We start from the raw sequence: 7327 nt of genomic DNA on the forward strand, positions 1-7327 counted from the left end.
AATCCGATTCCATTGCCCGTCCGACAGCACAAGCCGATCCAACACTCCCATCGCAAACCTCCTGCAACAGAAACCTTGAATCATCTTTCCTCAGAATAGGGAATCCCAAGAGTCCACAGAACCTAGCCCTGCTCCGTCTCCACGGCGCCCCAGGGGCTCAGCGACTGGCGAAGGTTGCCGGCGACGGCCTCGTATGTGTGTTGCCGCGGCGAATTGCGCCGCCAGATCAGCGAGACATGCCGGACCGGAGCGCCGGAGGACATCGGCCGGGCGACCACCAGCTGCTCGCGCATGACCTCGGAACGGACATAGAGCGCGGGCAGCAGCGAGATGCCCATGCCGGTCGCGACCATCTGGCGCAGCGTGTCCAGCGTGGTGCCCTCGTAGTCGCGGGCATGGATCGCGCCGACAGCCCCGCAAAGCCTGACGATCTGGTCATGCAGCGAACGCTGCCCGCGCTCCATGGTCAGGATGGTCTGCCCGGCCAGGTCGCCGGGCGAGATGCTATCCTTCCCGGCCAGCGGATGATCGGCGGGCAGGACGACCAGCAGGGGTTCGACCAGCAGGCGGTGGCATTCCAGGTCCTGCCGGTCGACCTCTTCGGGCAGAAGAAGTACGTCATGCACCCCGTCCACCAGTTGCCGCAGCAGCGTGTTGGCATGTTCCTCGCGCACCCATATGCGCATGTTGGGAAAGGCCTGCCTCAGCGACGGCATCGCGACCGAGAGCGCATAGGCGCCGACCGTCTGAACCACCCCGATCTGCAGCATGGTCTGCGGCGCATCGGGGTCGTTGCGGAGAGATATCTCGCGGATATCCTCGACTTCCGCGATGATGGCGCGGGCGCGGCGGGCGATCTCCTGCCCGATCGGGGTCAGGATGACCTTGGCCCGCGTCCGCTCGACCAGCCTGGCGCCCAGCTTGGTCTCAAGCTCCTTCAGCTGGATGCTCAGCGTGGATTGCGCGACCCGGCGCATCTCGGCGGCACGGCTGAAACTGAGCGTGTCGGCGATGGCAACAAGGTAACGCAACTGCTGAAGGGTCGGCATGGGGGTACCTTATAGCTTCCAGCTATAAGCGGCAACATGATTTTCTATTTCCGTTTCATGACATGCATGTGTAACGACGTCGCAAGCCGCCTTCGGGACGTGGCGCATGGGCAGGAGATCGGATGAACTCTGACATGACTGAACCGTCCTCTGGACGGCTCTGGGGATACCTTGCCGCTTTGACCGCCTTCGCGCTGGCGGTGGTCTTCGCATTGTGGATACCGCAGGTCCAGGGCGGGTCGCCGGTGCATCTGACCTGGAACTGGGCGCCGTCGCTGGGGGTGTCGCTGGGGTTCCTGGTCGACGGGCTGTCGTTGATCTTCGCGCTGCTGATCAGCGGGATCGGGGCGCTGATCTTCCTCTATGCCACCGGCTACATGGGCGATCATCCGCAATTCGGGCGCTTCGTGCTGTTCCTGCTGCTGTTCATGCTGTCGATGCTGGGGCTGGTGCTGGCGCGCGACCTGATCACGCTGTTCGTGTTCTGGGAGCTGACCAGCGTCACCTCCTACCTGCTGATCGGCTTCGGCCACGAGAACGCGCAGGCCCGGCGCAATGCCCTGCAGGCGATGCTGGTGACGGCGGCGGGCGGGCTGGCGCTGCTGGCCGGGTTCATCCTGATGGCGACGGCGTCGGGCAGCTATGACCTGGCCCGGATCCTTGCCGGAGAGGGGTTGCAGGACCATGCGCTCTATGCGCCGATCCTGATCCTGGTGCTGCTGGGGGCCTTCACGAAATCCGCGCAGTTCCCGTTCCATTTCTGGCTGCCGAACGCGATGGCGGCGCCGACGCCGGTATCGGCCTATCTGCATTCGGCGACCATGGTGAAGGGCGGGGTCTATCTGCTGGCGCGGCTGCATCCGGTACTGGGCGACACGCCGGCATGGGTCGCCACGCTGACGGCGGCGGGGCTGGTGACGGCGGTGATGGCCTCGGTGCTGGCGCTGCGGCAGACCGATCTGAAGACCGCGCTGGCCTATACGACGCTGATGGCGCTTGGCACGATCACGCTGTTCCTGGCCGGCGGCTCGCCCTATGCGCTGACGGCGGCGATCGCCTTTTTGGTGGTGCATTCGCTCTACAAGGCGGCGCTGTTCATGGTGGTGGGCGCGATCGACCACGGCACCGGCACCCGCGATGTCGCGCGGCTGGGCGGGCTGGCGCGCGCCATGCCCTGGACCGCCGCCGCCGCCGCGCTGGCCGGGGCCTCGATGGCCGGGCTGCCGCCGATGATCGGCTGGATCGGCAAGGAGCTGCTCTATGCCGGCTCCGCCACGCTGGCCCCGTCGGCGCTGGTGACGGCGGGCGTGCTGATCGCCAATGCGCTGATGTTCGCGGTGGCGGGCGTCGTGGCCCTGCGGCCGTTCTGGGGCACGCCGGGCGATCCGCCCCATGCCCCGCACGAGGCGCCCTGGCAGATGCTGGCGGGCCCGGTGATCCTGGGGGCGCTGGGGCTGGTCTTCGGCCTTGGGGCGGGCCTTCTGCAGCCGATGATCGACGCGACGGTGACGGGCAGCCTTGGCCAGACGCGCGCGGCCGGGCTGCACCTGTGGGCGGGGGTGAACCTGCCGCTGGCGTTGAGCGCGGCCACCTTCGCGCTGGGAACGGCGCTCTACCTGACGCGCGACCGCCTGCGCGGGATGATCGGCGGCCTGCTGGAACGGCTGCCGGGCTTCGATCCGGGCTGGGATCGCCTGCTGGACTGGTTCCGCGATTTCTGCGCATGGCAGGCGCGGCTGATCCAGACCGGCCGGCTGCGGGAATATCTGGCGGCCAGCTTCGTCGTCCTGGCGCTGGTGCTGGGGGCGACACTGATCCTGAAGCGGCCGGTGATCGTGCTTGACCTGTCGGCGCCGCTGCTGGTCTGGCTGATCGCGGGCTTTACCATCGCCGGGGCGTTCCTGACGCTGAACCCGCATTCGCGCATCTCGAACATCGCCGGGATCGGCACGGTGGGCATCGGCGTGGCGCTGATCTTCATCTTCTTCGGCGCCCCGGACGTGGCCACGACCCAGCTGATGGTCGAGACCCTCTCGGCGGTGCTGTTCGGCATCGCCATGCTGCGCCTGCCGGGGATCGTCGAGCGCAGGACCGGCTCGCAGCGGCTGCGCCATGCGGCGCTGGCCGGGGCGGTCGGCCTGTGCATGACGCTGACCGTGCTGGCCATCACCTCGCAGCCGCTGGACCGCCACATCACCACCTATTTCGAGGAAAATTCCTACAGCCTCGCCCATGGCCTGAACATCGTGAACGTGATCCTGGTCGATTTCCGGGCCTTCGACACCTTCGGCGAACTGACCGTGGTGCTTCTGGCTTCGCTTGGCGCCTATGCGGTGCTGAAGCGCCGCGGGGCGAGGATGCGCAAATGAAGTCGCTGATCCTGACGACGGGGGCGCGGCTGCTGATCGCGCTGTTCCTGGTCTTTTCGCTCTACGTGCTGCTGCGCGGCCACAACGCGCCGGGGGGCGGCTTCATCGGCGGGCTGATCGCGGCCTGCGGCTTCGCGATCCACGCCTTCGCCAGCGGCGTGGCCGAGGCGCGGCGCGCCCTGCGGGTCGATCCGCGCGTCATCGGCGTCCTGGGGCTGGTCTGCGCGCTGGCCGCCGGGCTGATGGCCTGGCCGCTGGGGTTCGATCCCTTCGCCGGGGTCTGGGGCGAGGTCGCGGGCTACAAAGTGTCCAGCGTGCTGCTGTTCGACATCGGCGTCTATCTGGCGGTGGTGGGCGGTATCCTGACCCTGATCTTCGCGCTGGAGGAGACACTCTGATGGAAACCGTGCTTGCGATCCTGTCGGGCGTGCTGTCCGCCTGCGCCGTCTGGCTGATGCTGTCGGGCAACCTGCTGCGCTTCCTGTTCGGGCTGCTGCTGCTGTCCAACGCGGTGAACCTTGCGATCTTCGCCGCCGGGCGCCTGACCGAGGGGGCCCCGCCCCTGCTGGGCCAGGGCGGCGCATTGCCGGGGCACCAGATGGCGAATTCGCTGCCGCAGGCGCTGCTGCTGACCGCCATCGTCATCGGCTTCGGCCTGTTCGCCTTCGCGCTTGCCCTGACGATCCGGGCCTACCGGGCCTTCGGGCACCTGGAGGTCGACCGAATGCGGCTGGCCGAGCCCGAAGAGGGCGGCAAATGAACTGGACCCTCGCGCTTCCGATCCTCGTGCCCTTCTGCGCGGCGGCCCTGGCATTCCTGCTGCGCAACCGGCGCGGATCGGGCTGGATCTCGGTCGGCGGGTCGGTGCTGTCGTTGATTCTGGCACTGCAACTGCTGGCCGAGGTCCTGCGGCACGGCGTCATCGCCACGCAGATGAGCGCCTGGGCCGCGCCCTTCGGCATCACCCTTGCCGCCGATTACCTGTCGGCGGCCATGGTGCTGATCACCGCGATCATCGGCCTGGCGGTGGCGCTGTGGGGCATGGCCGAGGTCGGCCAGATCTCGGCCCGCATGGGCTGGCACGGGCTGTTCCAGACGCTGATCGGCGGCGTCACCGGCGCCTTCCTGACCGGGGACCTGTTCAACCTCTATGTCTGGTTCGAGGTGCTGCTGATCTCGTCCTTCGGCCTTCTGGTGATCGGCGGGCAGAGGAAGGCCGTCGACGGGGCGGTGAAATACGTCACGCTGAACCTGATCTCGACGGTGCTGTTTCTCTGCGCGGCCGGGCTGACCTATGGCGCGACCGGCACGCTGAACATGGCAGACCTGCGCGCGGCGGTGGCGGCCCATCCCGACCAGGGGCTGATGACCGTCATCGCCATGATGTTCATGATCGGCTTCGGGCTGAAGGCCGCGGTCTTCCCGCTGTTCTTCTGGCTGCCCGCCTCCTACCACACGCCGCATTACGCGGTCTCGGCGGTCTTCGCGGGCTTGCTGACCAAGGTGGGCGTCTATGCGCTGATCCGGGTCTTCACGCTGATCTTCGTCGGCGACCAGGGCTATACGCACGAGATCCTGCTGTGGGTCGCCTGCCTGACCATGCTGACCGGGGTTCTGGGCGCGGCGGCGCAAAGCGATTTCCGCAAGATCCTGTCGTTCCACATCATCAGCCAGATCGGCTACATGGTGCTGGGGCTGGCGCTGATGACGCCGCTGGCGGTGATGGGAGGGGTGTTCTATCTGCTGCACCATATCATCGTGAAGGCGAACCTGTTCCTGGTCGCCGGCGTCTCGCGCCGGTTGACGGGCAGTTCCGACCTTTACGCCATCGGCGGGCTCTACCGGTCCGCGCCGCTGCTGGCGGTGCTGTTCCTGATCCCGGCCTTCTCGCTGGCGGGCTTTCCGCCGCTGTCGGGCTTCTGGGCGAAATACGTGCTGGTCAAGGCCTCGCTGGACCTGGGACAGGGGCTGGTGGCCTTCGTCGCGCTGCTGACCGGACTGCTGACCATCTTCTCGATGACCAAGATCTGGGCCGAGGCCTTCTGGAAGGCCCATCCCGACGGGCGGCAGCCGCGCCTGGCCTCGATCCCGGCGCGGGCGCGGGTGCTGCTGCTGTCGCCGATGATCGCGCTGGCGCTGATGACCGTGCTGATCGGCCTGTTCCCCGATCCCTTCGTCACCTTCGCGACCACCGGGGCCGAACAGCTTCTGGATCCGTCGGCCTATGTCGCGACCGTTCTGGAAAGGGGCGCCGAATGACCTTCCTTGCCATGAACATCCTGCTGGCCCTCGCCTGGGGCGCGCTGTGGGGCAGCTTCTCGCCGCTGGACCTGCTGGCCGGCTTCGTCTTCGGCTTTGCCGGGCTGTGGTCCGCCCGGCGCCTGGTCGGAAGCGACGCCGATACGCGCTATTTCCGCGCCCTGCCGCAGACCGTCGTGCTTTCGGCCTATTTCATCAAGGAACTGGTCAAGTCCTGCCTGATGGTGGCGCGCGACTGCGTCTCGCGCCGGCCCGGCCTGCATCCGGCCATCGTCCGGATGCCGATCGGCCCGAAGAGCGATCTGGAGATCTTCATCCTCGCCAACCTGATCACCCTGACGCCCGGCACGCTGACGCTGGACGTGGCCCCGGACAAGAGCTTCCTGGTGATCCACTCGATCTATGCCGAGGATCCCGATGCCCTGATCGCCGACCTGAAATCCGGCATGGAGCATCGCGTGAGGGAGGTGTTTCGCTGATGAGCCCCGCAGCATTCCTGGGTTACAGCCTGAACATCGGCCTGGCGCTGATCGCGCTGGCCATCGCGGTGGGCTTCCTGCGGCTGTGGCGCGGTCCCAGCCTGGCCGACCGGGTCGTGGCCCTGGACATGATGACGGCGGCGATCATCGCCTTTTGCGGGCTTTTCGCGGTGAAGGCCCAGGTCGAGGCCTATCTGGACATCGCCGTGGCCCTGGCGCTGGTCAGCTTCGTCTCGGTCGTGGCCCTGGCCCGCTATGCCGAGCGCCTCGCCAGAAGGAGCGACAGCGATGATTGAGATCGTCACCGGCATCCTGGCCCTGCTGGCGGGCGGCTTCGCGCTCGTCGCGGCGGTGGGCGTGCTGCGCTTTCCCGATGTGCTGACGCGGATGCACGCCTCCTCGAAGGTGGCGTCCTTTGCCGGTGCCCTGGCACTGCTGGCGGCGGCGGTGGATATCGGCCATGTCAGCGCCGTGACCCGCGCGGTCTTCGCCATCCTGTTCATCTTCCTCACCGCGCCGATCGGCGCCCATCTTCTGGGCCGCGCCGCCGCCTGGCGAAGCGGCGCGAAGAAGTGACCTGACCGGACGGGGCCCCGAAACGGCGCCATGCCGTCCCCGAACACGATCCCCTGGATGATCCTGGATCGCCGGGACGGCGCGCGCCCGTGCCTCGGTGGTCATCTCACCCGAACGCCCCGCCGTCGCGGCAACAGCGCCCGCAAGTGAAATTCACATAAGACACTGAATAAAAAAGATATCTTGTCAGGCTTCTGCATTTCCTGCCAATCGCCGGGCGGAATGCGAATGGCAATCATGAAGAAAATGTGAAAGGCTCGCCCCCAGGGGCATGTTCCGTGCCCACCCGATCATTTCGGTTCCCTGACGCATGAAGTCATTGAGAAAGGGACACATGTCACAGACATCGCCGCCCGGCGGGCCGGGCAAGACGGGGCACAAGGGTCGGCCCGGCGACATCCGGCGAGAGCGCGAGGCGCTGAGCGGCCGTTTTGCGGCCGAGGCATCGGCGGCCCAGGTATCGGCAGCCGAGGCATCGGCGGTCGAGGCGCTGCCGCTGCCCGAGGGCCCGACCGAGATCATCGCCACCGACTATGCCATCGGCCAGGACAATATCGAGGGCCGCCGGCTGGTCGCCTTCGACATCCACAACCCG

At 67.2% G+C, this 7327-nt stretch carries 9 protein-coding genes; 8 read left to right on the forward strand and 1 reads right to left on the reverse strand.

Features of this window, described 5'->3' with window-relative positions; all coding sequences use genetic code 11:
• Positions 1-122: 122 nt before the first annotated feature.
• On the reverse strand, positions 123-1049 hold the full coding sequence (locus tag C9E82_RS23300; RefSeq protein WP_119900952.1) for a hydrogen peroxide-inducible genes activator: 927 nt from the start codon (positions 1047-1049) through the stop codon (positions 123-125).
• Between the two features lie 134 nt (positions 1050-1183).
• Between C9E82_RS23300 and mbhE the strand changes: the two genes are divergently transcribed.
• From mbhE to C9E82_RS23340, 8 genes are all read left to right on the forward strand, one after another.
• Positions 1184-3418 carry a hydrogen gas-evolving membrane-bound hydrogenase subunit E gene (gene mbhE / locus C9E82_RS23305; protein WP_119900953.1) on the forward strand — a complete coding sequence of 745 codons (2235 nt, stop codon included), beginning with the start codon at positions 1184-1186 and terminating at the stop codon, positions 3416-3418.
• Complete coding sequence (locus tag C9E82_RS23310) at positions 3415-3816, forward strand: MnhB domain-containing protein (RefSeq protein WP_119900954.1); 402 nt, start codon at positions 3415-3417, stop codon at positions 3814-3816. Before mbhE ends, C9E82_RS23310 begins: the two co-directional genes overlap by 4 nt.
• Positions 3816-4178 carry a Na+/H+ antiporter subunit C gene (locus C9E82_RS23315; RefSeq protein WP_119900955.1) on the forward strand — a complete coding sequence of 121 codons (363 nt, stop codon included), beginning with the start codon at positions 3816-3818 and terminating at the stop codon, positions 4176-4178. Before C9E82_RS23310 ends, C9E82_RS23315 begins: the two co-directional genes overlap by 1 nt.
• The gene (locus tag C9E82_RS23320; protein ID WP_119900956.1) at positions 4175-5677 is read left to right on the forward strand and encodes a Na+/H+ antiporter subunit D; all 1503 of its coding nucleotides are present in this window, start codon (positions 4175-4177) and stop codon (positions 5675-5677) included. The genes C9E82_RS23315 and C9E82_RS23320 overlap by 4 nt, the downstream gene beginning before the upstream one ends.
• The gene (locus C9E82_RS23325; protein ID WP_119900957.1) at positions 5674-6156 is read left to right on the forward strand and encodes a Na+/H+ antiporter subunit E; all 483 of its coding nucleotides are present in this window, start codon (positions 5674-5676) and stop codon (positions 6154-6156) included. The genes C9E82_RS23320 and C9E82_RS23325 overlap by 4 nt, the downstream gene beginning before the upstream one ends.
• The gene (locus C9E82_RS23330) at positions 6156-6452 is read left to right on the forward strand and encodes a monovalent cation/H+ antiporter complex subunit F (RefSeq protein ID WP_119900958.1); all 297 of its coding nucleotides are present in this window, start codon (positions 6156-6158) and stop codon (positions 6450-6452) included. The genes C9E82_RS23325 and C9E82_RS23330 overlap by 1 nt, the downstream gene beginning before the upstream one ends.
• Complete coding sequence (mnhG, locus tag C9E82_RS23335) at positions 6445-6732, forward strand: monovalent cation/H(+) antiporter subunit G (protein ID WP_119900959.1); 288 nt, start codon at positions 6445-6447, stop codon at positions 6730-6732. The genes C9E82_RS23330 and mnhG overlap by 8 nt, the downstream gene beginning before the upstream one ends.
• A 334-nt stretch (positions 6733-7066) precedes the next feature.
• Positions 7067-7327, forward strand: a 261-nt coding sequence (locus C9E82_RS23340) for a hypothetical protein (RefSeq protein ID WP_147393160.1), incomplete at its 3' end; no start/stop codon positions are given.

Origin of the sequence: Paracoccus sigandri (assembly GCF_003709565.1) — a bacterium.
Taxonomy (GTDB): domain Bacteria; phylum Pseudomonadota; class Alphaproteobacteria; order Rhodobacterales; family Rhodobacteraceae; genus Paracoccus; species Paracoccus siganidrum.